The 24801-nt window shown below is 38.3% G+C and carries 21 protein-coding genes; 14 read left to right on the top strand and 7 right to left on the bottom strand.

Annotated elements, in window-relative coordinates:
• Window positions 1-42: 42 nt before the first annotated feature.
• Window positions 43-1812, top strand: coding sequence for a DUF262 domain-containing protein (locus tag BLS35_RS17695; protein ID WP_090783530.1), 1770 nt, complete (start codon window positions 43-45; stop codon window positions 1810-1812).
• A 426-nt stretch (window positions 1813-2238) separates the two neighbouring features.
• Here the strand turns inward: BLS35_RS17695 and BLS35_RS17690 are convergent, their stop codons facing one another.
• Window positions 2239-3549, bottom strand: a complete 1311-nt coding sequence (locus BLS35_RS17690; RefSeq protein ID WP_090783528.1) for a hypothetical protein — start codon at window positions 3547-3549, stop codon at window positions 2239-2241.
• A 189-nt stretch (window positions 3550-3738) separates the two neighbouring features.
• On the opposite strand from BLS35_RS17690, the gene BLS35_RS17685 reads away from it, so the two are divergent.
• The 7 genes from BLS35_RS17685 to BLS35_RS17655 all read left to right on the top strand — a co-directional run bounded on the left by BLS35_RS17685 (window position 3739) and on the right by BLS35_RS17655 (window position 11986).
• Complete coding sequence (locus BLS35_RS17685) at window positions 3739-4953, top strand: LicD family protein (protein ID WP_090783526.1); 1215 nt, start codon at window positions 3739-3741, stop codon at window positions 4951-4953.
• A 10-nt stretch (window positions 4954-4963) separates the two neighbouring features.
• Window positions 4964-5719 carry a sugar phosphate nucleotidyltransferase gene (locus tag BLS35_RS17680; RefSeq protein WP_090783524.1) on the top strand — a complete coding sequence of 252 codons (756 nt, stop codon included), beginning with the start codon at window positions 4964-4966 and terminating at the stop codon, window positions 5717-5719.
• Between the two features lie 51 nt (window positions 5720-5770).
• Window positions 5771-6832, top strand: a complete 1062-nt coding sequence (locus BLS35_RS17675; RefSeq protein WP_090783522.1) for a DUF7689 domain-containing protein — start codon at window positions 5771-5773, stop codon at window positions 6830-6832.
• A gap of 23 nt (window positions 6833-6855) precedes the next feature.
• Window positions 6856-7620 carry a hypothetical protein gene (locus BLS35_RS17670; protein ID WP_132226046.1) on the top strand — a complete coding sequence of 255 codons (765 nt, stop codon included), beginning with the start codon at window positions 6856-6858 and terminating at the stop codon, window positions 7618-7620.
• A 148-nt stretch (window positions 7621-7768) separates the two neighbouring features.
• On the top strand, window positions 7769-9988 hold the full coding sequence (locus BLS35_RS17665; RefSeq protein WP_090783518.1) for a peptidase domain-containing ABC transporter: 2220 nt from the start codon (window positions 7769-7771) through the stop codon (window positions 9986-9988).
• A 7-nt stretch (window positions 9989-9995) separates the two neighbouring features.
• A complete protein-coding gene (locus BLS35_RS17660) occupies window positions 9996-11333 on the top strand; it encodes a putative HlyD family type I secretion protein (RefSeq protein WP_090783516.1) in 1338 nt (445 codons plus the stop codon).
• Window positions 11334-11473: 140 nt separating this feature from the next.
• Window positions 11474-11986, top strand: coding sequence for a hypothetical protein (locus BLS35_RS17655; protein WP_090783514.1), 513 nt, complete (start codon window positions 11474-11476; stop codon window positions 11984-11986).
• 54 nt (window positions 11987-12040) lie between these two features.
• On the opposite strand, the gene BLS35_RS17650 is transcribed toward BLS35_RS17655, so the two are convergent.
• Complete coding sequence (locus BLS35_RS17650) at window positions 12041-12361, bottom strand: hypothetical protein (protein ID WP_090783512.1); 321 nt, start codon at window positions 12359-12361, stop codon at window positions 12041-12043.
• 384 nt (window positions 12362-12745) lie between these two features.
• Here BLS35_RS17650 and BLS35_RS17645 point away from each other — a divergent pair, with 384 nt between their 5' ends.
• From BLS35_RS17645 to BLS35_RS17615, 6 genes are all read left to right on the top strand, one after another.
• Complete coding sequence (locus BLS35_RS17645) at window positions 12746-13639, top strand: HEPN domain-containing protein (RefSeq protein ID WP_090783511.1); 894 nt, start codon at window positions 12746-12748, stop codon at window positions 13637-13639.
• Between the two features lie 41 nt (window positions 13640-13680).
• Window positions 13681-13971 (top strand): hypothetical protein, encoded by a 291-nt coding sequence (locus BLS35_RS17640; protein WP_090783509.1) that lies wholly within the window; start codon window positions 13681-13683, stop codon window positions 13969-13971.
• 230 nt (window positions 13972-14201) lie between these two features.
• Window positions 14202-14474: a DUF4242 domain-containing protein gene (locus BLS35_RS17630; RefSeq protein ID WP_090783504.1), complete on the top strand. Its 273-nt coding sequence runs from the start codon at window positions 14202-14204 to the stop codon at window positions 14472-14474.
• 222 nt (window positions 14475-14696) lie between these two features.
• The gene (locus BLS35_RS17625; RefSeq protein ID WP_090783502.1) at window positions 14697-15146 is read left to right on the top strand and encodes a GNAT family N-acetyltransferase; all 450 of its coding nucleotides are present in this window, start codon (window positions 14697-14699) and stop codon (window positions 15144-15146) included.
• Between the two features lie 244 nt (window positions 15147-15390).
• Window positions 15391-15579: a hypothetical protein gene (locus BLS35_RS17620; RefSeq protein ID WP_090783500.1), complete on the top strand. Its 189-nt coding sequence runs from the start codon at window positions 15391-15393 to the stop codon at window positions 15577-15579.
• A 6-nt stretch (window positions 15580-15585) separates the two neighbouring features.
• Window positions 15586-16119 (top strand): hypothetical protein, encoded by a 534-nt coding sequence (locus BLS35_RS17615; RefSeq protein WP_132226047.1) that lies wholly within the window; start codon window positions 15586-15588, stop codon window positions 16117-16119.
• A gap of 70 nt (window positions 16120-16189) precedes the next feature.
• Here BLS35_RS17615 and BLS35_RS17610 read toward each other — a convergent pair whose 3' ends face one another.
• The 5 genes from BLS35_RS17610 to BLS35_RS17590 are packed head-to-tail and all read right to left on the bottom strand — an operon-like array spanning window position 16190 to window position 24732.
• Window positions 16190-17392, bottom strand: coding sequence for a PQQ-dependent sugar dehydrogenase (locus BLS35_RS17610; RefSeq protein ID WP_254778952.1), 1203 nt, complete (start codon window positions 17390-17392; stop codon window positions 16190-16192).
• A gap of 23 nt (window positions 17393-17415) precedes the next feature.
• The gene (locus tag BLS35_RS17605) at window positions 17416-18285 is read right to left on the bottom strand and encodes a sugar phosphate isomerase/epimerase family protein (protein WP_090783495.1); all 870 of its coding nucleotides are present in this window, start codon (window positions 18283-18285) and stop codon (window positions 17416-17418) included.
• Window positions 18286-18315: 30 nt separating this feature from the next.
• Window positions 18316-19662, bottom strand: coding sequence for a Gfo/Idh/MocA family protein (locus tag BLS35_RS17600; protein WP_090783493.1), 1347 nt, complete (start codon window positions 19660-19662; stop codon window positions 18316-18318).
• A 17-nt stretch (window positions 19663-19679) separates the two neighbouring features.
• The gene (locus tag BLS35_RS17595) at window positions 19680-21305 is read right to left on the bottom strand and encodes a RagB/SusD family nutrient uptake outer membrane protein (protein ID WP_254778951.1); all 1626 of its coding nucleotides are present in this window, start codon (window positions 21303-21305) and stop codon (window positions 19680-19682) included.
• 37 nt (window positions 21306-21342) lie between these two features.
• Window positions 21343-24732, bottom strand: coding sequence for a TonB-dependent receptor (locus BLS35_RS17590; RefSeq protein ID WP_090783489.1), 3390 nt, complete (start codon window positions 24730-24732; stop codon window positions 21343-21345).
• Window positions 24733-24801: the final 69 nt, after the last annotated feature.

Raw genomic sequence — 24801 nt, 5'->3', positions numbered from 1 at the left:
ATTAAAAAGTATAAGAAGCAAAACGTAAAATAATATATTAAAATGGACGCTGGAAAAAGAACTATAAATGACATCTTTAATGGAAACAGAATTTTAGAAATCCCGTTTTTTCAACGGGCGTATGTTTGGGGCACAGACCAATGGGAAAGACTTTTAGAAGATATGGAGTCAGTTAGTGTTTCAAACAAACCTTATTTTTTAGGCTCAGTAATCTTAAAACAACAACCAACTCATACTGGAAACGGAGTTGGAGATGTAAGAACAGTAATTGATGGACAACAAAGACTAACTACTTTAAATTTGTTTTTCAAAGTCTTGTGTCTAAAAAATGGGCAAACAAACCTATTTGATCGAATTTTTAGGCTAATAAGTACAAATCATTTGGCTTTGCTGCACAATCACAATGATATTGAAACCTTCAATGAGGTTCTCAATTTAACAGAATTGAAAGATATTGCAGAGACTGATAATATTATAAAAGCATATTCATATTTTAAAGAACACATTGATCCAGAAAAATATAATATCCAGAATATCCTTGGAAGGATCTTATTTGTAGGTATAGACCTTGATACAAACGAAGATGAGCAGCAAATTTTTGACACTATTAATTCTCTTGGTGTTCGACTAACAACGGCAGAACTTTTGAAAAATTATTTTTTCAATCGAGACGAACTAGCACACTATAATGAGTTTTGGAAAAACATTTTTGAGAAAGATGACGAAACCAAAAACTATTGGGATAAGGAAATTACAACAGGCAGGTTAAAAAGAACTTTTATTGATCTATTTTTTTATTCATATCTACAAATCAAAATTCAAGACAATGATTTAAAAGTAAAAACTGAAGATAAAATTGAATTTTCAAAAGTTGAAACACTTTTCGAATCATATAAAAGCCTAATAAAAGACTATGACTTAAATAAAAAGGATGTTTTAGCCGAAATAAAGGAATATGCTCAACTATTCAAAGAAAATTTAGATTATGACATCATTCATCGAGAACTAACAGCAGATTTTGGCATAGAAAGAATAAACGCAATAATTTTTGGATTAGATACTTCAACTCTTATTCCTTATGTTTTGTATATTCTCAAAAATATTCAAGAAGAAAGTCAAAAAAATGACTTATTTGAACTAATAGAGAGTTATATTATGCGTAGAATGATTGTTCACGCAACCACCAAAAACTATAACCATTTATTTACAGATAGATTAATCTCAAATAAGATCTTATCAAAAGAACAATTTCGTGAATACATAGAGAAGAGTTCTGATAAAGTTAATTATTTACCAAACAACCAAGAGGTGAAAATCGGTTTTGACAATGCTTATTTAGTCAATAAACAATCTGCGGGTATAATTTACTTAATCGAATCAAAAATTAGAAATAGAAACAAGCAGGCTACCCAACTATTAGGAATTAGTAAATACAGCCTTGAGCATCTAATGCCAAAAAAATGGGAAAATTATTGGGGCAAATTAAATAACAAAGAGGAGCGAGATTTTAGAAATCGTAAATTGTATACATTAGGAAATTTAGCAATTATAACCCAGTCTTTGAACGCTTCAATTCGCGATTCTAATTGGAAAATTAAGAAAAAAGGAAAACTAAATAAAGAAGGTTTGATTCATTACTCTGCAGGAATAGAAACATTGGCACCATATCTTGAACTAGATGAATGGAACGAAAATGAAATCCAGAAAAGAGCTGCTTTTTTATATGATAAAGCAATTGAAATTTGGGAATCGGAAGAAATTACAATAGAAAATGCTAACATTTACACAACTTCGTCAGAAGTATTCAATTAGTAGCTAAAAATCCTTATGCTTCTTAAAACTTTGATTTTAAAAAAATATACCTAAATTTAATTTATAGCATTTGCAGTTATAAAAGAAATTAAAAAGGTGAGTGATTCGGTGAGTCGACAATTACAAACCTTCAAGACACCATATTAAAGCGGGATTATGAGCTAGGGTACAATTCCCCCACTCTCCGCAGACAAGCAACAAAACCTACTGATTATCAGTAGGTTTTGTTGCTTTATATATCTATTACAAGAAACCAGTCGCCCGAAAAAGAAATACCACTTGCAATTTTAAACCGCCTAGATCGGAATATATCAACCAAAGCTAAGGCGCTATAAAAATTACAGGAAGCTAATGATCTTAGAAGCCTTAATCCACAACATTGGTTTTACATCTTATGCAAACGCATTTGCAACCCCTTCTATCCTATCACTCATTCCATCCGCTGTCCTTATGGAATCGACTGTAGATTTTATGGTATAGGACATATTTAGCTTCATGATTTTTAGAGTTTTCCTCTCTTTTTATAGATTGGCTTCGGTTTGATGAGGTATTGTGAATTTTAGAAATGAAAGGATAGATAATCATTTTATTGACAGATAGCTTTGAAAGAATCTTGTCAACATCCTCTTCACCATCAGATTTATAATGGCATATTTTCTGATAGAAATGCTTAAAGAAAATAATATATGATGAGTTTACAAAACTATCTATCCAATATCTGTTTTGAGCAATTGGGACACAAGTTCCCGTGGTTTCTGCCCCCCCTAAAAGAATATCTGCCCGCTGAATATAGGCTTCGATGATGTTTTCTATAAGTCTGTCCTTGGCATAATGGTTTGTAAAAGCGTGATTACTTTTACATAAGATAAAAAAATCTTCATTGTCTGCCGAAACTCTTTCAACAGTCTTAACAATCATGTTCCATAAGGCTGGATTACCACAATCGTTATCATATATTATCTCGACATCGAACTCATCTTTTTTGGAAAACTGTTTTTTGACATTCTCAAGTCCATCGGAATGTGCTTCGCAATTAAGCACATAAACTGGAAGTGTTACCTTGTCCAAACCTAAATCTTCTGTTAATAATTGTGTGTTTGTTTTTGAATAATAAGATAGTACCTGGTCATATCTATAGAGGATGTTCTCAGTATTTTTGAATAAAAAATCCACTCTTCCAGAGCGATTGTTCATAGGGGTCACATCTGAATACCCGAACTCTTTTTGAACAGATACCGGAGGATATATGAGGTATTTGTCGTCGGACAGAGAAGAGATCAATTTGTCAGCAATGGGCTTTTTACTGAAATCTGCATGTAAAATAGTATTGAAGAAATTTCTAAAAATTACAGTGAATTGTAACCCTGTAAATTCTGTGATGAAGAAAAGATGCTTCATGACCTGATATGGGTATTTCTGCCAACTAACTCCTCCTAATAGGACATCAGCATTTAGATCTAATGCGCTCTTTATGGCTAGATCTAATAAATCAGGGGAGTAATCTTTCGTAAAAAGATGGTCATCTTCACAGACTATTATATATTGGAGATTTTCATCGCTTATTCTATTAGTTAGTACTTTTACTAGGGTACGCCAAAGGCTCCTTCTTGGATTCGAATCTATTTCAGGATGTACAATTTGAATATTGAATTCTGTTCTACCCTCAAATTGTTTCCTTATAACTTCTAGACGATCCTTTCGTTCCGGCAGATTAAATATATATACTGGATGCTGCATTTTTTATGAGCTATGTAAATCTTTTCAGACAAATTATGAACTTAAGCCCATTTAATCCAGAATTGACTCTTTTGTTAATAAAAATATAATCGAACCAGGAAAAGCTTAACGATGCTGCATAAGAATAATAACACAGGCTTAATGTGATTTAAAATAGCATTTAATACTTTAGCGGTATAACGTTCTTGAATGAAAATATATATAATTCAGAAAGAAAGCGACTCTATTTCAAGCCATTTACCTAATACAGATTTTGTTGATTTATCACAATTGACTGTTGATGATTCTGTGCAGCCCATTATTAAACCTCAAGGCATAGAACATGCTGAGTTTTGTAGGGGGTATCCTTTATCTCAATTCGAACTCTCCGTGTACAATAGACATTATCATGCATGGAAAGATCTAGCCGATTCCGGAGATGAGTACGGTATTGTATTGGAAAATGTAAATACCATACTGTATACAATGTCTGAGATCAGAGCGCTAGTTTCAGCTTTTGATTCCAGTTGGCAAATTTATTTTCCTTTCGATGGATTCAAAAAGAAGACTATGCTTAGCGATTCCTATGTTTTGGGATTTAGATGGGGAACCGATGCTTATTTTGTGAATCGAAGCTGTTTACCACTATTGTTGTCACATACAAAAATAGCAGCTCCCGTGGACGAACAGTTGTTACTTTTCAATAAAAAAAATCTCATAAACATCGATTATGAGGAGATTGATGTATTTGAGTATGGTGATAGTATAGCATATGAAAAGGACTGTAACAAGTCTAAATTGGATCAGATATTAGGTACAAACGTATGGTCGAAAGAAGATCTTTCAATTGTACAACAGATGTTGAATGATCTTAGTGGTTTGTTTAATGAGAATGGCATTGATTTCTTCATCTCAGACGGCACACTTTTGGGATATGTCAGACATAGGCAAATAATGGCTTGGGATGACGATATTGATTTATCGATAGAACGGTCAGAAGTTCCTAAGCTATTAAAGGCCGTAAATTCCAGTAAAAAATATAATATCCTTAAAAGATATTGGGGTAAGTATAAATATGAATATTACAAAATATGGAATAATAAGTCTGATCAGATTCGAGACCTGCCTTATGGATTTCCATTTGTAGATGTATGGATTTATGATAACAAGGAAAACGATATAGTATATAATCACGGGTTAGAAGTTCCACTCAACTATATCTTCCCTACGCGCAAGGCTTTATTTGAAGGTGCACTAGTTACTATACCTAAAGAACCATTACATTATTTAGACATTAAGTATCCCGAGTGGAGAGAACAGATTCGAGTATACTCCTGGAGTCACAAAAAAGAGAAATCCGGTTTATTTCCTTTATCTGCGAAGATAAGTGTAGATGTAGACGGCTTAATATGTTCTACTACCTAAACAGAATTTAATGAATGCAATTATTTTAGCTGCTGGTAAAGGAGAGAGACTGCGCCCATTGACCAATATCGTACCGAAACCTCTATTAAAAATTAACGGTGAGCCAATTATAGAACGACAGATAAGGTTTCTTCTTGATTCAAATGTGGATTCCATAGTAATTGTGGCCGGGTATATGTATACAGAGTTTCTCTATTTAAAAGACAAATTTCCTGGAGTAGAAATTGTAATCAACGAACAATATGATACTACAAATAACTTTTATTCGCTATTTCTTGTAAAAAACAAACTGAAAAACACATGGATAGTAGAAGGAGATATATACTTGATGAAGAATATTTTCAGGGAGCATCTTGAGTCTGTTTATTATACATCATTGAAGCCCATTGTTGAGTACGAGTGGTTTTTTGAATATGAAAACACTCGTCAAGTGAGGTCAATCTGTATCGCAGATAGAAGGAAGAATCCAGATTCTTTCAATGACAAATACAATATCCTGTTGGGTATATCATATTGGACAGAAGCTTCTTGTCTAAAAATCATAAGTCTTATTGATAGTATATCCCAAAATAAAAGTGCTTTTGAAAATTATTGCAATTCTTATTGGGATCAATTAGTGGCTCGCCATTTAAACCTTTTTGAGTTGTATATACATCCGGTCTCAGAGCGTGACTGGTTTGAGTTAGATTCCATTTACGATTTGCAGAATTTGTTATCCCTATTAGAGCGTCCAATCAAAGTGGGTTCATTCTTAATAAACCATTAGTGCCATAAAATATTAAGTAGTATTTAGTTATAAATTAAAAGAAACATTTTTATGAGAAAAAGATTAAAACTTTCATTCACCACATTAGAAGAGTCGCTAACATTGATTTCGCCATTGGAAGCTTCTTATGTCTTAGGGGGTAATATGGGCGGATCAGCTTTAGAACCAGGTGCATCATTTGGTGAAACTATTTCGTATTTTGGAAGCTTAGGCTTCTCGTTCACTACAGACGATAGCGGAAATTATACTTTTACCGGTGGAGGTACATATCAGGGACCAGGGATACCGCTAAACGAAGTTATAATTAATGGAGTTCGATTAACTAGTGCAGATGATGATGGTAGCGAAAATCGGTTTTCTAGTGGTATACAAGCCATGTTAAGTAGATTTCTTGACGATCGCACTGAAGGTTCTGGAACATGGGACGATGGCTCAGGCAGCTCAGATGGTTCCGGCCCTATAATAGTAGATGGCCCCGGTGGTGGCAATGGAGGAGGTAATCCATCAGGGGGGGGGAATTCGGAAGATCCATGGAAGAGAGATGCAAATGGAAATATAATAAAAACTGACACAGGCAGAATCTTAAATAGAACCATGACCCAAGATGGGATTCCTAAATACATAGTGGAATTCAAAGAGATAAAAATCATAACAACGAATAACGTAGAAGTAATTGCCTATAAAGTTGATTCGGTAAGGGATGCTGATACTAACCAGCTAATAACCGGCGGTGAATTAAATAATTTCAAATCTAATTGCCATGGATATGCTTATGGAGATGGCGACATGTGGTTCTTAGATCCCAATATGAGTCCTAATAATCCTTCGCTGGAAAAAAATGAAATGGAAGGATTTGATTATCTGTTGTCACAAAGCGGGCTATATGAAGCAACAACAAATAAGGCGGAAGCAAATGTAGTGACAATCTGGTATACAGATAGTAATGGTGTTAAAGAAGCCATCCATTCCGGCATAATCAACTCTGAAGGCAAATATGTTTCCAAGAACAATATTGATGGCGTCATAGTGCAGAATTCAGAAGCGGATTTCGTAGCGGGGCATTTAAGTGACACTGAAACTGTGACAATTACGTATTACAAACGGAAATTTTAGATATTGAAAATATGAAGAAATTTATGATTGGAGTATTAGCGCTAATTCCACTCTGGTATTCAGCAAGAGCTCAAGAAACTACTCAAGTGATTTTTACCATAAGTTTTGCTGATATAGCCGCAAAACACTTTTTTGAAGGTAACCAAGACATTGACTATCTTACTTTTGTATACAACAATGAAACGCTTATAGGATTAAATATTTACCGCCTTCTACCTTCAAAAACCAAATCAATTGAAAGCTACGATCTAAATTTTGCGGGAGACCGGTATATCTTGGCTAAAAAATATCCGACATTAGTATTCCCTAAAAATCCCAAACTTCAGATGGACGAGATCACCTCAATGCCAAGTTTGAAGTCAAAACTAGGAAGATATCGAGTCGAGACGAGCGTTAAGCGGGACTCTATATTCAATTGGTTTGCATATTACACTTTAGATACTAATACTACCAAGCGTAAGGTCGACCGTATAAATCGGGCGGCATATAAAGGGGATTTAAAAACCGTTCAAGAAGCCGTTCAAAGTATTTATAGGAATTCCAGGAGCAAGAATGCATCAGATTCATCATTGCTTATCACTGGATTTGTTGATGAAAATGGATCATTAGGCAATCTTAAAAGGGTATATGGCATTTCAACGAAATTGACTTTGAAGACGATAGAAGCCATTAGGCAAAGTGCACAATCATGGCGACCAGCGGAGTTGAATGGAAAAAATGTTAAATATCTAGTAAAGTTTTTTATTCAGCTGAAGGATGATGGAAATGTCGAAATATCTGTTCAATAAGGTAAAAGATTATACAGTTTGTGTACTACGTTTTATTTCTAATATGAAATTCGCCGTGTCCGCTACAGTTTTAGTAAAACATCTTAAAATATATGTGTATGAAGAATGATCCGAATAGTTCAATATTTTATTTGATAAAATTAAGAAAATGAATTTAAAATCATTCCCCTTAGATCGTCAATTGGATATGATGGACTGTGGTCCTGCATGCTTAAAGATGGTTGCTAAATACTACGGGAAATATTATTCCTTACAATATCTACGAGATTTATGCGGTAATACACGTGAAGGGGTTTCATTAGCAGGTATATCTCATGGTTCCGAAACTATTGGTTTACGTACTTTGGCTGCCCATTGTACAATAGATGATATTATTGACAAAGTTCCTTTCCCTATTATTATTCATTGGAATAATTCACATTTTGTGGTGTTGTATGATGTTAAGAAAGGACAAGGCAATAAAGCTAAATTTTATGTTGCTGATCCGGCCAAAGGTTATGTTAGTTACGATAGAGAAGAGTTTGAGAACAAGTGGATCAAAAAAAATGAAAATAAAACATCAGGAATAGCTTTAATATTAAAACCTCAAGCAGATTTTAAACAACGACAAGCGGGAGAAAAAGCCGAACGGGGAAGGCACATCGAGAATATCATGGGCTACTTCCTACCCTATAAGAAGAGTTTTGTATATCTCAGTATTGTAATGTTGTTAATCACATCTATACAAGCAGTGTTGCCTTTCATCTCCAAAGCTGTTATTGACATCGGAATACAAGGACAGGATATAGACTTTATCAATATCGTATTGATTACCAATCTAGCTTTGATCGTTAGCATGACCTTGAGCTCCGCAGTAAGAGATTGGATACTGCAACATCTGTCTTCCCGTATCAATATTGCGCTCATCTCAGACTACCTTATCAAATTGATGAAATTGCCTATTTCGTTCTTCGAAAACAAAATGTTGGGTGATATTCTTCAAAGAGCCAATGACCATGAGCGAATTCGTTCTTTCATCATGAACAATTCGCTAAACCTTGTTTTCTCATCATTAACTTTTTTAATTTTTGGTATTATACTTTTAATTTATAACACTACAATATTCTGTATATTTCTTATTGGAAGTACATTGTATGTTTTATGGGTAATGATATTCTTAAGATTCCGTAAAAAGTTAGATTGGGATTATTTTGAGCTCACAGCCAAGAATCAAAGCTATTGGGTAGAGATGATTGGAGGTATTCAAGACATCAAGATCAATAACTATGAACAGGCTAAACGTCATAAGTGGGAAGGCATACAAGCTCGATTGTTTAAAGTTAATCTACGGTTACTAAGCATTAATAATATCCAAAATTTGGGAGCCGGTTTTATCGACTCTGTCAAGAATCTGCTAATTACTTTTTTTTGTGCCAAGGCTGTTATTGCGGGAGAGATTACATTTGGTGTAATGATATCTACGCAGTTTATGATCGGAATGCTTAATGGTCCTGTACAGCAGCTGATTTCATTCATGGTATCTTTCCAATTCGCTCGGATTTCCTTTATGAGACTGAATGAAATACAGACATTAAAGGATGAGGATGAAGACATGGGGAGTAATGATATGGAACTTACTGGTAGCAAGGACATCATCATTAAAAATATTTCCTTTCAATATACCCAGGTATCTCCAATGATATTAAAAAATATCAATCTTGTGATTCCTGATGGCAAAGTGACCGCGATAGTTGGAGATAGTGGTAGTGGTAAATCGACACTACTCAAATTGTTACTTCGTTTGTACAAACCTTCATATGGAAATATCTTGATCGGAGGAATGAATATTAATAATATACGACTACGTCAGTGGCGTCAAAAGTGTGGGGCAGTCATGCAAGATGGCAAAATTTTCAACGACACAATATTGAACAATATTACTCTTGATGACGAAAAAACGGATAATAAAAGATTGAGAAAAGCCATACGAGCAGCTAACATTGGTAATGAAATAGAACAGTTACCATTAGGCTATCACACGAAGATGGGCGAAAATGGTAGGGGACTAAGCGGCGGTCAGAAACAACGGGTTCTCATTGCAAGAGCATTGTACAAAAATCCTGATATATTATTTTTTGATGAAGCAACCAATGCTTTGGATACTATTAATGAGCAAAAGATTACATCTGCATTGGACGAAGTTTTCCATGGCAAAACAGTTATTGTAGTTGCCCATCGTCTCAGTACTATCCGAAAGGCAGACCAGATTGTGGTGATGCGTGATGGTCAAATTGTAGAAATCGGCAATCATAGCACATTAATGGAAAGACAAGGCAGGTACTATCAATTGGTAGAAAGCCAATCTGAGGTTAAGGTGTTATTAAATTAAATGCATAGTGGAAGCTGAAATAAAAAAGAAAGCTGAAAAGGAGATAAATATTCCAAATCGTACCGAAGAAGTACGGGATATTATTGAGCGGATGCCGAATGCGTTTGGTAGATATATTACATATCTAGTATGTGGGATTTTAATTTCACTAGTTTTTTTCGGTTATATCATTAAATATCCTGACATCGTTATAGGAGAAGTTACATTGTCTGCAGAACAAGCTCCTTTAAAGTTGATATCAGAACAAAATGGAAAATTAAAGATCAATCAAATAAAGACACAAGAGTTGGTTCGTATAGGTCAATTATTAAGTTGGATTGATAATCCTGCTAATCCTGCGTTGGTAAATCAGATCAAGGAAAAGACTAAAGATCTACCTTTATCCACTACTGAAGCGAGAAATCTTTACATTTCCCTCCCTAAAAATCTGAACTTAGGTGATTTAACCTTACCATATTCTTCCCTTTTGGCCAGTTTAAAACAATTGGCAGATTATCAGGATCACCGTCATTTTGATAGACAAGAGCAATCTTTGACTAGTATCTTATCCGAACAGAAACAAGCTCTTGGAACGTTGAAAGAAAAAGAGGGATTAAGTAAGGAGCAGACTAAACTTAATCAAAAATCTTTACAACGTGACTCTTTTTTACTAGCTCAAAAAGTGATCAGCCAAGCAGAGTATGAACAATCACTGGCATCCAATATATATTCGACCGATCAATATAAAACATCGCTGCGAAATACGGGCTCCGTTCGTGAGCAAATTAGTACAACGGAGAATTCTATACAACAAAACAGAATTGCGAAGACAGAAAGAGAACTCCAATTGGAGCTAGAACTTATCACTACTTATAATAATTTGATCGATAAGATAGCACAATGGGAAAAGCAATACCTGATTGTCTCTCCTATGGCTGGTAAAGTTCAATTCTTGAAATTCTGGAATGAAAATCAATTCGTCCAAGCAGGTGAACCGATTTTCTCTATTGTTCCTGAGAAAAATGAGATCATGGGACAAGTACAGTTACCGAATAATGGAGCTGGTAAGGTCAAAGTTGGACAAGAAGTGATTGTAAAATTAGCAGATTATCCTTACATGGAGTACGGTTATATCAAGGCAAGCGTAACTAATATAGCTTTGGTTTCTAATACAATCAATACGGAAAAAGGAGCAATTAACACTTACCTTATCACTTTGGGATTTCCAAATGGTTTATTAACAAATTACGGAGCATTATTAGATTTTCGGTTTGACACGAAAGGAACGGCGGAGATCATAGCAAAGGACAGAAGATTGATCGAGCGATTTTTTGATAACTTGAAATACATAGGACATTCAAAGTAATGAAGCTATTGACTACTATCTTTCTTTGTTTGGTTAGCATTTCAAAAAAGTTAGCAGAATAAATATTGTAGAAAGATTATAACCTTTAAATGAATTAGAGGTTTCAAACACATAATATACACGCGTCAACCAGAAACATTATGAAGCATAAATTACTAGAACTTTACACGACAAGACAGCAAGATTTCCTTAAAGTCCGAGAAATGCTGGAGTATGAGAATTTTAATGTTGGGATAGATTATTACTCTTCACCATTTTGGAATGTAATAAGAAAAACTGAAAAAGCTATCGGCAATGTTCCTTATTCATCTGCATGGACAAATGTTAGTAAATTTGATTTAAATGAAACCCGCGCTTTTGGAGAAATAGAAATTGCCATTTCCTCTTTAGACGATGTTCTTTTGCATGAAATAGGGATTATTCAGCTTAAAGTTTGCATTTTTTTCACAGGACCCGATTTCGATTGGCGGATTAAAAAAATATTCAAAGAGGTTAAATTTCTTGAAATTGAGGATCATAATATGAGAGCATTCAGCCAGCTAAACCACCCTGATCTTCCTGAGATGAGTTTTCGTTCATATCATCCAAATTATTTAAGGAGAAGTGGTAAGGAAAGAGCTTTCTTGAAATTCATTGAAAATAAATTTAAATGAATTGGTAGTCCTAAGTTTTTGCGTTCTCAATAATAAATTAATACTAAGAATCTCCTATTTGCTATGTTTTGCTTTATGCACATTAATCTTATTTATAAGCTTGTCTTCTGTTTCAGCTTGTATCACGTCAATTATAAGATTTGGATCAATATTAAATATATAAGCTAGACGCAAAATCTCAGATACCATGAATTTTTCGGGATCTGCTAACTTCACAGAGTAACGTTCTGAATTAATTCCAAGTAACTTAATAACCTTGGTTGGGTACAATTCAGAAATATCATACATCTTTTTCACTTTCTGTGTTTCAAATAAAGCACCTATTGATGATAGATCTTTTTCAGGATTATTATTGGTTATCGTCCAATTAGCCATATTTCTTTATTTATAGCTAAAGTCGTCAATAGAACACTATCTATAACTTAAAAAGAACTAATCGTAATTTATAAAATACCATAAGTTTGTTTTAACAAATGCTTATTTGTAAATTTGGTTAATGATAGATTAAAAAATTATTTTTAGCGACTACTTCACAAAATATTGAAGCATTCGCACTTCGAGTCTCGTCTTAGAAACCTGAGAAATTTCAAATGGATACGAGGAGTAAGTGTAGTGCTCACGTCATAGGCGTGAGCCTGCTTTTCCATATCCAAGGCTTCTCAGGGCCTCTAAGATGGAAAGTGGGTTTCACGCCTTATTTTAAGTGTAAAATCCCTTTGCGACTCATTTAAACTATAACCAATTAAATGAGATCAATATATGGAACTACAAATTTTATCCCCTGCAGAAGATCATGCGATTTACTTTAGAGCGTTTATCAATCAGCTTGTCCAAAAGTTCAAGCCTCTTCAAATCTTTAGCTTTTCCAAAAGCAGCTACGCCCAAGATGATAAAGGCTCTTTTAAAGAAAAATCCGATACCTTTCATTGCAATTATTGCTTACTGCTCGTTACTGAAAGTAACACCCGAATTGATCACGAGGTCCAAGATTTCACAAATGGCAATTACAAACAGGGTGTAATTACAATCCTCTGTCATGCGAAACAAGCCATTGAGGAGGCTATTATGGCCAATAATCGTTTTTTTATTACGGTTTATAGTACCGCTAAATTGATTTATAGCCATAATGGAATGACTACTTTAGATTTCTACAATCGTTTTATTCCAACTGAAGCCGCTATAAAAGCAAGAAAACATTTCGACCACAGAATGACCTTAGCAGACGGCTTCTTAGCCGGAGCGCATGAGTGCATCATTACTGAACAGCACAATGTATGCGTATTTATGCTACATCAGGCAGTAGAACAAGCCTGCATTGCTCTAATCAGTGTGCACCTGGCCTATCGAGCAGAGATGCATAATTTACGTCGCCTTTTACACCTCTGCTCCTGCTTTTCAAATGCCCCCATCAAAATGTTCTTATCCGGTAGCCCCGATGACGAAAGACTTTTTGAAGTATTGCTTAAAAGTTATTCGGGAGCGAGATACAAAGATACTTTCAACATTTCCGAAGACGACTCCTGGCTTTTATACAATAAAATTATAGCGTTTGTAGCACTTGCTAAGGTAATGTGTGAAGAGAAAATAGCGCAGTTAATAAAACAAGCCATGTTATATAACGAATTTGCTAATCCAGCCACAGCCTCCAATTAGCAACCAATTTCACTATTCAATATTGATTTAAAAATAAGATTATGGAAAACATCATGAAAAAACTGGATTACCAGCCCACAAATTTATCAGACTATGAATTAGAAAACCCTTTAAGCACAATGGTCGACTTTTTGGATAACAATCATCTCCATCAGATTAGGGAGAAAACTTGGCAGCTCTATAAGGGATGGGTAAATAACTCAGTCGGATTTACCGAGGGAGATGAAAATTCCGATATGCTATACTTTTACACCCAACTCGTTGATTTTATAAATGCAGCGTTTATATATACGGAAAAGAGGAAACTGGAAATTCAGCCACCTAAGGGATGACCAGAATAGTTTTGGGAAAAACTATGACATTCCTATTTATTGCATTTTGTACTAACTTATTGAAGTAGTACAAGAATAGATTATTATTAATTTTTTTTGTAAATTTAAGTATTGAAACTTCAGCTGCAGCTATTCTGAATTTTCTCCCGGTTTCTAGTGCTTCCCCTGCAGTCACAAATCATAAATCTCCCTATTCAACAGATTTTTGAAACAATTTAAAAACTATTACCATGCCTAAGTATGTAATTGAAAGAGAAATTCCTGGAGTAGGGAAATCAACCGAGGAACAATTAAAGGAAATTGCAAAAGCATCTAACGAGGTGTTAAGCAAAATGGGGCCACAAATACAATGGGTAAACAGCTATGTTACAGACAATAAGATCTATTGCATTTACAATGCTCCAAATGAAGAAATGGTCCTGGAACACGCGAAACAAGGTGGATTCCCAGCAAATTCAATAAGCAAGGTCTCAGCCCTTATAGATCCGATAACGGCGGAATAGAAATGGTATCAAAACCAACATTAAGCCTGCAAATTGTATGATTAGCGGGCTTTTTGCATTTTAAAAGGTTACAATTTCCGCAGGAATTCCGATCCTATAGCTGAGTGATTCGATGAGTAAGAAGATCACGACACAAAACAATCACACATAATTATTTACGCTGCAAGACTTCTGGAAATATTGTAGAAAGATTATATTGAGTCCAATCGTGATTATACAACTATGAGAATTGAAATATCAAAAAGTCTAACAGAAGATCAGACAAAGAAAATTGATCACCTCTGGAACGAACTATATCCAATCAAATTAAAAAATAGGTTTGGAATGCTATTGAAAGACATAAAAGAGGATAGTCATCATATTTTACTTAATGAAGCTAACGAAGTAATTGGCTGGGCCGTTGCCTTCTTGAGGGATGACGAGATATGGTTTTCTATTCTTGTATCTGCCGAAAATCAAAACGAGGGGTACGGAAAAATGCTAATCGATAGTCTAAAGCGGAGTTCCAAAAAATTATGCGGTTGGGTAATCGATCATAGTAATGACCTAAAGCAAGACGGCTCAAACTATCATACACCAATACAATTTTATCTGAAAAATGGCTTTATTGTAACGCAAGAGAGAATTGAAACAGATATTATTTCAGCGGTCAAAATTAAATTTGAAGCCTAAGTGGGCGAATATATCACTAAATAGTGATATGATAGATATGGAACGAATGACTCTAGCCTATGGAGAGACGCAGAAAATGCAACCGAATGGGAAGAATTCAACAGGGTCGTTAAGCCCTAATACCAATTAAAGATATTTTATGAAAACACCTTACCGAAAAAAAATGACCATATTCTTAGTAATCTGTCTAATGTCAATATTAGGCATAATAATTTCCTCCATAATTTTGATCAACACCAACGGAATGGATCAAAGATTACAAGGCTGGGTAAATCTGCTTTGGCTGCCTTTAGTGATTCTATTTCTGATTGTCGACAGGATTTGTGTGAGGAAATTTGGAGTAAAAGCTGTAAATAAGGTTGAACTCTATATTTTAAGTATTGTGATTATACTTCTTCTAATTAATTGGATCAGACTACAACTTCAAAAATAAAACATCATGAAAAACAAGTTATCGTTACTTATTACTTTAATAATGACAAAAAATACGATTTCAAACATTTTCATGATAATGATCCTGAATTTGACAATTACAAGTTGCAACAATGAAAACGGGATAAAGCAAAGAGTTGAAGAAGATGTAAAGCAAGAAATTGAAAAAGTTCATAAAAAACAGGAAAACATCCAGCATAAAAGTACATCATTAATAAATAATGAATGGCCAGGAACCTACACCGGCTCGTTTCTAAGGATGAAAGATGAATCCGGAGATCCTCGGGGATGGGGGCAAATTAAGATTGAAATCGGGAAAGCATCTGCAAAATTTCACCTGGATAGTTATATTGAAAATATTAAAAGAGAGCTGGAAATTGTGCATGCAGATGCCGGAAAAATACAATTTGGTGCTGCTGACGATAAAAACCTGATGCTTACGATGCTATTAGATAAAGATAAATATCAATTGTCAGGAAGTTTAATGGATTCTATTGTAGGTGTAAAAGAGACTTATGAGCTTAAGAAGCTGATAGATTAAAAGTATGAAGGGATAGATTGGAATCCCTCTCTACATACTGTAAAGAGGGATTGCACAATAGATCATTAAATTACTTCTTGCTTATTTTATACAGCTTGCCGCTATCCGTACATGCGTAAATGTTGCCGTCTTTACCAATGGCCATGCAGCGCCAGCGTTCTTGCCTGCTTACCAGCAAACGCTCCTCGCCTACTACTTTATTGTTCTTGATAACCAAACGAGCGATATGCAGGCCACCCAGGCCGCCTACTAAAATATTATTTTTCCACTCAGCTATGTTGCCGGTGTAAAATATCATACAACCCGGCGAAATGCTGGGATCCCAATAGTAAACCGGCTGTATGGTGCCCTCTTTTTGCTGTATACCTTCGTACACTTTTTCGCCACTATACTCAATACCATAAGTTACCACGGGCCAACCGTAATTACCTCCGGCTTGGATCAGGTTAAGCTCATCGCCACCACGCGGACCGAACTCAGCTTCCCACAAATCTCCCGTAGCAGGATGAATAGCCAAACCATCCGGGTTACGGAGACCCAAGGCATATATCTCGGGCTTAGCATTTGCCTTTCCAATGAATGGATTATCGGCCACCGGCTTGCCATTTTTGGTAATATGGATGATCTTGCCTGTTGTAGCGCTCAGATCCTGTGCTTTTTGACGAATGTTATTCGCACTACGGTCGCCCGAACTGATAAAAATATTGCCTTTTTTATCAAACAATAATCGCGAACCGTACTGCCCGCCGCCTTTATGGCGAGGCACAGCTTCAAATATCACACTTACGTCCTCTAACCTGGTTTCATCGGCAGATAGCTTGCCTTTCGCAACAGCTAATGCAGCGCCGTTTTCACCCGGCTGGGCGTAAGTCCAATAAACCATACGGTTCATTTTAAAGTTGGGATCAATGTTCACATCCAGCAAACCACCCTGTCCCTGGAAATGTACTTTAGGGAAACCTGTGATCGTTTTCACGATCTTACCTGTAGTGGTCAATATTTGCATGTTGCCCGGCTTACCACTTATCAGTAAACGTCCATCAGGCAATACGCAAATACCCCATGGGCCGTTCAGGTTGGTATTGATCACCTCGTCTTTATAGGCCGTTTTGCTTTTAACGCTGCCTATACGGGTTTGGCCCTTAAAAGCGGGTTTGTAGTCGGCATTGGCTTTGATGGTCTCTACAGGGGCCCCGGTTTGAGCGATGCCAGAAATAGTCACTGATGTTAGAGCGATGCCCAATACCAGCGGTTTATAAAGTTTTAATAACATAAATGGTTCCTAGAATGTTCAAGTTAGTCTTTTTTTAAGTTATTGAGATATTTTATACTCTCAGGCACTTGTGTAACGGATGAACTGCTTTCATCCTCAATATAATAATGTTTTACGCCCGCTTTGCGCGCTGCTTTTATTACGGCCGGAATATCAATTTGGCCTGTGCCTAAAATCACATCGTTATCCTTCGGGGTACCACCCGAAAGGCTGCCACGTTCAACACCTTTCTTTAAATCTTTCATGTGCAGGGCTTTATAGCGATTACCATATTTGGCCAGTAATTGCGCTGGATCCTGTCCCGGCAAAAACGCCCACAGGATATCCAGTTCCATGCTTACATATTTAGGCTCGGTATTTTTCAACAGGTAGTCGTACAGCGTGCCATCCTGGTAAGGTTGGAACTCGAAACCATGATTATGATAAATAAAAGTAAGGCCATAGTTATCTTTCAGCAGCTTACCATACTTGTTAAAATCGGCAACCGTCTGTTTGGCATTGTCTAAGGTAAAAGCGCCTTTGTGGGGAATACTGGCTACCCTAACATAGGTTGCGCCCAATGTTACGGCAGTTTTCCCTACTTCATCGGTCTTATTGACCAGGTCTTCATAACTTACCCCGTATGATGAACATTTGATACCCCTTGCATCGCACATTTTGCGCAAGTCCTCAGGTGTTTGCTTAAACAGGCTCGAAAATTCGATATCGATTATGCCCTGGCCTTTTATCATATCCAGTGTGCCGGGCACATCTTTGGCAAACTGGTTACGATAGGTGTACGATACGATACCCGGGGCTTCGGGAAATAGTTTTTTTTGGGCTACAACCTGGCTGCTAACCAGGCCACCTATTAAACCCAGGGTTAGTAAGGCTTTTTTTAAATGATAGATCATATTTGAAATTGTTATCTAAATAGAAGTTAATTAAACTTTAGGTTCCCAACCTGGCTCGTAGCTACGTTTCCATAGCTTTTGCGCCTGGGGATCATTAAGAATATGCCCATTTTTCGGGTCGAGTTGAAGCTCCCGGCCTACACGCCAGGCTATATTGCTGAGCTGCATACCGATGATGCTTTTATGCCCGATCTCCACATCGCAATTTGGCTTGCGGTTATTGCGTATTGCATCCAGAAAATCAGCTACGTGCATACTATCCAAACTCAGGCTCACGCTGGCAGTATTGCGCCCCTGTACGGCTTCTTCTTTCGTTTTCGGGCCAACGTCTTTCAGCAGTTTGCCTTTCAGATCAAACACTTTATAAGCATCAGTACCGGTGCTTAAGCTTCCGTTCTCGCCATAAAAAATAACCCCGCGCTCCTCACCTTCAATTCTTCGGCCGTTTGCACTGCTGCTTTCCCACATAATCATTTTCTTGTCGGGATATTCCAGCGTTACAACCTGCGTATCCGGCGTTTCCCAATCGTCCTTATACGCATAACGTCCGCCTGATGAAGTTACTTTTACGGGATAATCAACACCTAATCCCCAGCGGGCGATATCAACCTCGTGCGTCCCATTGTTCAGCGCCTCACCGGTGCCCCAATGCCAAAACCAGTGCCAGTTGTAATGGATCAACCCATCCTGATAAGCCAGGCGTGGCGCAGGGCCTTGCCATAGGTCATAATTTAACGTCGAGGGCGCGCTGCCGGGTTTTAGGAAAGTAGGCTTACGATCGTTAGTGTACCAGGTTTTTGCGTAGTAAACCCGGCCAATAATTCCTTCGTGCAATTGTTGTATACCCTCGGTCAGTATTGGGGCCGAACGACGTTGCGCCCCCATTTGCACCACCCGGTTATATTTTCGGGCGGCAGCAATGGCCAGTTCGCCCTCGTGCGGGTTGTGGCTTAAAGGCTTCTCTACATATACGTGTTTTCCAGACTGGCAGCCCATTATCGTAAGGGGCGTGTGCCAATGATCAGGCGTGGCGATGTAGATGGCGTCAATATTTTTATCCTGCATCACCTTGCGGCAGTCGCCTTCGGTTTTGGGGACGTTTGTTTTATTATTGTCGCTTACAGCTTTTAGTGCTTTGGCAAAAACGCGGGTATCCACATCGCAAAGTGTAGTGATCTCTGCATCCTTTTGTCGCGCGAAAGTACTTGCCATGCTAGAGCCACGGCCATTTAAACCGATGATGGCTACATGGATGCGTTCGTTAGCGCCAATAATATTACGGTAGCTTTTTGCACTCATGCCAAACAGACTGTTGCCTGCCACAACTCCGGCCGATGCAAGAGCTACTTTTTTAATAAAATCTCTTCGTTTTTCCATAAAATATGTTTCTTCAATTAAAAATCTTTGTTTTGCGGATATTTATCACCTGTAATAATTCGATCGATCTGACTTTGCGGTATAGGCCTTAAAATATGCTTTTCCTGGATATTTACACCCGCATCAGGGTTGTAAAGTTTCACGCGCTCCACGAGTTTGTTTGTTCTTACAAGATCCAGCCAGCGCGTCTGTTCTCCGCACAACTCACGGGCCCGCTCATCCAGAACATAGTCTAGCGTCATTTGTGCCGGTGTCACGGTCATCGCAGCAAGGTCGCCATTGGGATAAGCAGCGCGCGCACGAACGATATTGACATATTTTGCCGCATTGATATTGTCATTCAGATTAACGGCAGCTTCTGCAGCCAGCAGATAGGTTTCCGCAAGGCGATACACCATAATAGGTCTGACTGAAGCATCATTGATACCAGCGCGCTTGGTATCCTGATATTTAGTCATTGTCGGAAACAACTGTAAGGTATATTTTCGCGGTGGAACCAATGAATAGCGGGTACTATTGATCTTGGCGTCCGTCACATCTACCCCTGGCATGAAAATAGCCGTATCCCCCAGAGCGTATTTAGGTACACCATTGACTTTTGGAATCTTATCGGCTGAGTTAGACAGCCAGACAGTCTGAAAAGTTTTGTAATAACGGGTGTCATTGATTTTGTCGGCAAAACAAACATTTCCAAGCCAGTTGGTGAGTTGTACACGACCATACGGCCTTCCGTAAGCCATAGAGCGAACAAGGCCGGGAAAATTTTCATAGCCCATCACGTAATGGAAATTCAATTCATTGCTGATCGCATTATAAGTCAGGTTCGGGGTATGCTGAACGCTCCACAGAATTTCTTTGCTGGCTTCATTGCCTTCTGCGAAAACAGCGCCAAAATCTGGCAGTAGCCCGAGGTTTAAAGTCGCTATCTTATCGATTAGTCCTTTTGCAGTATCATAAGCATTTTTAAAATCATCTGCTTGTTTGGCAGATGAATAAGCCCTGGTCAGGTAGACCTTCGCCAGCAAATGCGATGCCGCAGCCGCGGTTGCTTTGCCCGGCAACACGCCGTTCAGGGTCGGGCTCGGAGGAAGAGCGGCTATCGCCTCCTTCAAGTCCTGCACAATGAAATTATATACTTCTGCGATTGGTGCTCTGTTCGCACTGGTGCTGGGTTCGCTGATAAAATTTTTGTTCAGGGTTACCGGACCGAAAAATCTAACCAGTAAGAAGTAGTAATTTGCACGGAGAAACTTGGCTTCTGCAACTTTCTGTTTAACGGTATTGGCATCAAGGCCGCTGACCGTCGCTCCGTTATCTATGATGCCATTGCAGGTATTGATGAAGGTATAGCATGGATTCCAAACTCCCGATAAAAATCCACTGCTGGCGTCGTAGCTGCTCGAATAAATGTTAAAGCTGGTGTTGCCACCGCTTCCGGACCTAAATTCATCTGTTCCGGGTACCGTCATGGTCATGAAATTTTCTGATCCCCATAAATTACGGTTGCCCGCATAGGCCGCATCAAGTCCAGATTGAAAGCCCTGAGCGGTACTAAAGTATTGTGGTGTAAGCGAAGATTTTGGATCTTCTATCAATTGTTTATTGCAGCCGGAAGTGGCGAAGGCAATCGACGTGATCGCCAAAATGCGATATAGATATGAGCTCATCTGTCTTAATCAATTAAAATGTAACATTCAAACCAAACAATAGTGATTTAACCGGTGGGGTATCCACTCCAAGTGTACCTTCAGATTCAGGGTCAGCCCCTTTAAACCGGTTGTGCAAAGGAGAAAATAAGATGAACGCATCATTCAACGAAGTGTTCAGCCTCAAAGATTTTATTCCCATCTTCGATACCAGTCTCCCTGGGATTGTGTAGCCCAGACTGATGGTCCGGATCTTCAGATAGCTTGCATTATAATAGCCCAGCAAATCACCATAGGTTGGTGTGTTAGAGCCAAAGATGGGTTTCGGATATGTATTTTCACTATTGAAGGGTGTCCAATAGTTAATATTTAAATTGTTCACCTTACCCGTCAGTGAATTCACATTGCTGCCGGGTTGCAGCCAGTAAGCGATCTGTGTGCCACCTACACGGTAACTGCAAACCACTGCCAAATCGATTCCGCGGTAGCTGAACCTATTTGTAAACCCGCCCAAAAACTTCGGCTGCCGGGTACCTACAACGATGCGGTCATTGGAATTGATCACGTTATCTCCGTTAATATCAGCCACTTTGATCGTACCTATAACCGACCCTACCCCTGATAGGCTGAGGTTATACTTTCTCGCCAGGGCAGAATCTGCAGGCGTGTTTTGCCAGATACCCTGCCTGGAATAATTGTAAAGGGCCTCAATTGGTTCACCTACAAAACGGTTATTGCCCACGTCCTGCGTTACGCCATTTTGCAGCGCTACAATCTTATTACGGTTAAATGCTATATTCAAACTACTCGTCCAGCTAAAACCGCCCTCCGATTTTGATTTAATGTTTACTGTACTTACAGAAACCTCTAAACCTTTGTTTTCCGTTTTGCCTACATTGGCCAGGAACTGTGAGGTATAGCCGGTAGTGATCGGCAGATTTTGAGGAAGTATCAAATCATTGGTTTTTTGCTGATAAACATCCACCGTACCAGTGATCCTGTCTTTGAACAAACCGAAATCCAGCCCCATGTTCAATGATGCAGTATACTCCCATCCTAGTTTTGGATTAGGAACATTATTAGGATAAGTACCAGTTACATAGGAAGTTCCGTAATTATAATTGATGATCCCCAGACCACCTAGCGTCTGGTAAGGGCTAACTGCAGCATTACCTACTGTACCATAGCCCACACGAAGTTTTAAGCTGGATACAGCATTAACTGTTTTCATGAAATTTTCTTCAGAGATGTTCCATCCCGCTGCTGCCGAAGGAAACAAATGGTATTTATTTCCCGGAGCCAACGTAGATGAGCCATCAGAGCGCATCGTTAGGGTGAGCAGGTATTTGCTTTTGAAGTTATAGTTTATGCGGCCCATGAAAGAAACAATAGCGAACTTTGAGTATTCTCCTGTTCCTTTAAAATTCGCGCCCAGTTCGGGATTGTAATACTGTACATCATCGGCCAGAATATTGTTGTAGGTCAGGGTGGTACTGTACTTGTTGTCCTCCTGATAGCTGAAAAGTCCGGTCCCTGTAACATGGTGGTTTTCGGCAAATGTATTCTCATAAACAACAAGGTTTTCCAGCGTAAAATTGCGGTAATCATAATTGCTGTTCCTGCCGGTTGAAGGACCGCTTAAATTTTGGAAAGTATTGCTGCTATAGAAATGCCCGTAAGTTTCAGGAGTCAATTCCACACCACCGTTGAACCTATATTTGAGATGAGGTGTAAACTGTGCTTCGGCATAGGCGGTAGTGAAAGTATTGTAGCGCGTCCGGTTCTGAACTACTGCACCCGGAATCAGGTTGGCAAGCGGATTGTAAATCAAAGAACCGCCACCAGGGAATGGAATCAAGTTGCCTGCCGCATCATAGGGAACGGTCAGGGGGCTCGATTGCAAAGCCTGCGATACCGGATTGATTCCCTCCCCATTGATCCTACTCACTGAGTTGATAGAGCTGATCCCTACTTTAAAGATTTTTCCCAATTGCTGATCCAAGCTTACTTTGAAACTGAAACGATGAAAAGAAAGTCCAGGGAATACACCTGTTTCACCAAAATATCCTGCCGAAATCGCATACTTGGTCTGCTCCGTACCACCAGATAAGCCCAATTGGTGATTGGTGCGCATCCCATTCTTAAAAATCAGTTTCTGCCAATTGGTATTGGTTCCATTCTGCAAGCCCTCCAGCTCAGCTGGCAAAAAAGTAGTTCCGTCCGTGTAAAACCTCGGATCATCTATGCCGGTATAGGGATTAGGAGCATTAATCACATTTGGATTGTTTGCATTGTAGCTTCCCCATTTTTTGTATATCTGATAATCCGCAGGTTCCATCACGTCATAATGACCAAGGGACTTCATTACCCCTGCATAGCCGCTATAGGTTATGACAGCCGCACCTGTTTTACCTCGTTTGGTCGAAATCAATATCACACCGTTTGCTCCTCTCGATCCATAGATCGCGGTGGCCGATGCATCCTTCAATATCTGTACAGAGACCACATCATCCTGGTTCAGATCGTTGATGTAAGTACCGTTAAAAGGAATCCCATCTACCACATAAAGCACATCATTACTGGCCCCATCTTTTAATGAACGCCGACCGCGAATAGATATAGCGGGTTTAGCCCCCGGGTGGCTGTTGCCGCCACTTTTTTGAATGTCGAGACCTGGAGACTGGGCTTGCAACGCACTTAGCAGGTTGCTCACAGGTACACTTTTTAGTGCTTCTTCATTTATGGAAGCAATGGAGCCCGTCACATCTGCCTTTTTCTGGGACCCATAACCCACTACGACCACATCATTCATGGTAGATATCTTTTCCTTTAAGGTCACATCTATCTGCGTGCGGTTATCAACGGCTACTTCCAAAGTTTCATAGCCTATGGCCGAGAAAATAAGGGTTTGGCTGCCGTCTGGTAACTTCAAAGTATATGCACCATTGGAATCACTGTTTGTACCGATTGTGGTACCCTTTACCCTGACGGTAATTTGGGGCAGGGTTTCACCTTTAGCATCCCTGATGATCCCTGTTACCACAATATTAGCGACTACAGGGTTTTTTCTTTTAACAACAACTGTCTTCTCATAAAGTGTATAGGTAAGGGGTTGATCAGCAAAACATTTATCCAGAAAATCTTTCAGTTCTGCTTTTTTTACGGAAATACTTACCGGCTCGCTTTCGCTAATCATCGCTGAATTGTACAGGAAAGTATAGCCGGTTTGATGATGAAGTAATTCAAAAACCCGGGACAATGACGTATTGTTCACAGATATGCTGACCTGCTGGCCATAACTTGCTGCGTTAACCTGCAAAATAGCAGCTAATAAAAATGGGATCGTAAGTTTCACTACCAGACCGATTTTTGATAACATACAGGATCCAGACCTGCATGAAAATGCATGGAAAAATTTATACATTTGGTTATGGGTTAATTTATAGTTGATCGTTTCAAGGATTATAATAAGTTGCTCAAAAGCCTAATTGGC

This window comes from Pedobacter sp. ok626, assembly GCF_900100435.1.
Lineage (GTDB): Bacteria > Bacteroidota > Bacteroidia > Sphingobacteriales > Sphingobacteriaceae > Pedobacter.
The sequence above is the reverse complement of the archived record's forward strand: the minus strand, read 5'-3'. Positions and strand labels throughout refer to the sequence as shown.

What these genes read in the sequence shown, in the direction of transcription:
- BLS35_RS17695 (WP_090783530.1), top strand. Translation starts at nt 43, where the DNA reads ATGGACGCTGGAAAAAGAACTATAAATGACATCTTTAATGGAAACAGA.
- BLS35_RS17690 (WP_090783528.1), bottom strand. Translation starts at nt 3,549, where the DNA reads ATGCAGCATCCAGTATATATATTTAATCTGCCGGAACGAAAGGATCGT.
- BLS35_RS17685 (WP_090783526.1), top strand. Translation starts at nt 3,739, where the DNA reads ATGAAAATATATATAATTCAGAAAGAAAGCGACTCTATTTCAAGCCAT.
- BLS35_RS17680 (WP_090783524.1), top strand. Translation starts at nt 4,964, where the DNA reads ATGAATGCAATTATTTTAGCTGCTGGTAAAGGAGAGAGACTGCGCCCA.
- BLS35_RS17675 (WP_090783522.1), top strand. Translation starts at nt 5,771, where the DNA reads ATGAGAAAAAGATTAAAACTTTCATTCACCACATTAGAAGAGTCGCTA.
- BLS35_RS17670 (WP_132226046.1), top strand. Translation starts at nt 6,856, where the DNA reads ATGATTGGAGTATTAGCGCTAATTCCACTCTGGTATTCAGCAAGAGCT.
- BLS35_RS17665 (WP_090783518.1), top strand. Translation starts at nt 7,769, where the DNA reads ATGAATTTAAAATCATTCCCCTTAGATCGTCAATTGGATATGATGGAC.
- BLS35_RS17655 (WP_090783514.1), top strand. Translation starts at nt 11,474, where the DNA reads ATGAAGCATAAATTACTAGAACTTTACACGACAAGACAGCAAGATTTC.
- BLS35_RS17650 (WP_090783512.1), bottom strand. Translation starts at nt 12,361, where the DNA reads ATGGCTAATTGGACGATAACCAATAATAATCCTGAAAAAGATCTATCA.
- BLS35_RS17645 (WP_090783511.1), top strand. Translation starts at nt 12,746, where the DNA reads ATGGAACTACAAATTTTATCCCCTGCAGAAGATCATGCGATTTACTTT.
- BLS35_RS17640 (WP_090783509.1), top strand. Translation starts at nt 13,681, where the DNA reads ATGGAAAACATCATGAAAAAACTGGATTACCAGCCCACAAATTTATCA.
- BLS35_RS17630 (WP_090783504.1), top strand. Translation starts at nt 14,202, where the DNA reads ATGCCTAAGTATGTAATTGAAAGAGAAATTCCTGGAGTAGGGAAATCA.
- BLS35_RS17625 (WP_090783502.1), top strand. Translation starts at nt 14,697, where the DNA reads ATGAGAATTGAAATATCAAAAAGTCTAACAGAAGATCAGACAAAGAAA.
- BLS35_RS17620 (WP_090783500.1), top strand. Translation starts at nt 15,391, where the DNA reads ATGGATCAAAGATTACAAGGCTGGGTAAATCTGCTTTGGCTGCCTTTA.
- BLS35_RS17615 (WP_132226047.1), top strand. Translation starts at nt 15,586, where the DNA reads ATGAAAAACAAGTTATCGTTACTTATTACTTTAATAATGACAAAAAAT.
- BLS35_RS17610 (WP_254778952.1), bottom strand. Translation starts at nt 17,392, where the DNA reads ATGTTATTAAAACTTTATAAACCGCTGGTATTGGGCATCGCTCTAACA.
- BLS35_RS17605 (WP_090783495.1), bottom strand. Translation starts at nt 18,285, where the DNA reads ATGATCTATCATTTAAAAAAAGCCTTACTAACCCTGGGTTTAATAGGT.
- BLS35_RS17600 (WP_090783493.1), bottom strand. Translation starts at nt 19,662, where the DNA reads ATGGAAAAACGAAGAGATTTTATTAAAAAAGTAGCTCTTGCATCGGCC.
- BLS35_RS17590 (WP_090783489.1), bottom strand. Translation starts at nt 24,732, where the DNA reads ATGTATAAATTTTTCCATGCATTTTCATGCAGGTCTGGATCCTGTATG.